Genomic DNA, 2,003 nt, shown 5'->3' with positions numbered 1-2,003 from the left:
CCGCAAGGTAAGTACACAAACAAAGGATGATCTTCATCTACGGCAATGGACATATCTTTCAATTGTTTCTTCAGGCGCGTTGCAGCTGTCGCATAACCTAGCAGCAGATCCATGGAATTTTCATCATCAATAAAGTGGCAATCGGGATTAAGTGATGCTTCTTTACGGCCTTCTTCTACAGCTTTACTATAATCATCATCATATTCCTTTACAATGACACCCAGACTTGTTAATTTATCCTTTTTCCACTGTTTGGCATCTGCAGACATATGGACCGTTACTTTAAATCCCAGCTTCGCGCTTATTATTCCAATACTCATTCCTAAATTGCCGGTTGAACCGACAGCAATCGAATATTTTGAAAAAAGCTCCTTATATTCATCACTCGCAAGTATTCCATAATTATCAGTCCGCTTTAAACCGCCGTGCTTCATTGCTATTTCCTCAGCACGTTTTAAGACCTCATAAATACCTCCGCGTGCCTTGATTGAACCTGATATAGGTAAATGACTGTCACATTTCAGCAAAAGTTTTCCCGCAATTTTAGTTCCATAGGATTTTTCCAATTTTTTTTGCATGAAAGGAATCTCTACTAGAGATGATTCAATGATCCCCTCCATTGGTTCAGTTTCTGGAAATGCTTTAATTATATAATTGGCAAATCTATTTAATCTTTCTTCAGCCGATTTAACTTGTTCAGCTTGGACGATTGGATTTTCTTGTTTGTTACCGTAATCTGGATTCTTCCAGAAGACTTCATTCATCTTTATCACATTATTAAGTATAGGATCTTTCGCTTTCCATTCGTTAATCGATAATCCTGCGATTTTATGCATCTCCTCAGCAGTCCCTCCCCCAAATGTAGTATTCATCATCTACTATAACTCAACAAACTGTAATAAAGATTACACTTTCCACTTTTTTACGAATTATCAGCTTAGAAAGTTAAATTCACTTTTAATTTCCCTCGCACACTATTAATGAACCAAATTTCCTCAGCGTTATTGAGGTCAGCCTTTGAAATGTTTTTTACCTTGATTTCCTTCTTCCTGATCAATTCTTGACGAAATGTTCCTGCAAGCAAACCTGATTCCACCGGAGGGGTATAGAGGTCACCATTTATCTTTACCACTACATTTCCGTTCGTGAATTCCGTAATGTATCCTTCTTCATTCCAAAGCAGAACATCCTGGAAGTCGGGATTATTCATTTGAAAGMCTTCATAGACATCACGATTGGTGGTCTTATGAAATAGAAATGGATTTGCCCTTGATATTGGTGCTTCAGCCAATATGGCCTTGAATTCTGGATCAAGGGGCTTGATTGCTTGTCCCAAGACTTCAATTTCACCATTTTCATGTAGTAGTACTCTTACTTTTTGCAGCGTCCCATGGTTTATTTCCGCATACTTTTGGAGTCGATCTCTAAGATACAATTCAGAGAATCGATAATCGAAGTACTCAGCGGATTGTTTCATCCTTTCGATATGATCATTCAACAAATAATATTCGCCATCGCTGAGCTTTATCGATTCCAATAGTTTGTAAGCAGGCCGTTCAACCGTTAATAATTTGGCTTTTAAAAAGGCTTCGTCATATTCTTCCGATAACTCGGAATCCCAAGTGATCCCCCCGCCAACCCCATACTCGGCTTTCCCTGTTTCCTTATCAATCACGACCGTACGAATCGGCACATTAAAAACGGCTTCGGATTCAGGAGTGATAAACCCGATTGCACCGCAATAAACTTCACGCGGTGAATTCTCGATATCAGCGATGATTTCCATCGTTTTAATTTTAGGTGCCCCTGTTATCGATCCACAAGGAAAAAGGGCCTTGAATATATCAATGATTGTTGTTCCTGGATTCGTATCGGCTGTAATCGTGGATGTCATTTGCCAAACGGTCGGATATTTTTCAATTGCCTTAAGTTGTGGAACTTCGACACTTCCTGGTTCCGCAATCATTCCCAAATCATTTCTTAGCAGGTCCACAATCATGTAG

At 39.3% G+C, this 2,003-nt stretch carries 2 protein-coding genes; both read right to left on the bottom strand.

The genetic code is table 11. The features are described 5' to 3' along the window. A partial coding sequence (locus tag AC1DVB_RS26850; protein WP_477591867.1) for a D-serine ammonia-lyase occupies positions 1-836 on the bottom strand: 836 nt, incomplete at its 3' end. A 101-nt stretch (positions 837-937) separates the two neighbouring features. Continuing rightward, a partial coding sequence (locus AC1DVB_RS26845) for a bifunctional chorismate-binding protein/class IV aminotransferase (protein WP_477591865.1) occupies positions 938-2,003 on the bottom strand: 1,066 nt, incomplete at its 5' end.

This window comes from Peribacillus sp. P4_D6, from assembly GCF_056401795.1.
Note: the sequence above shows the minus strand (reverse complement) of the source record. Positions and strands in the feature narration are given on the sequence as shown.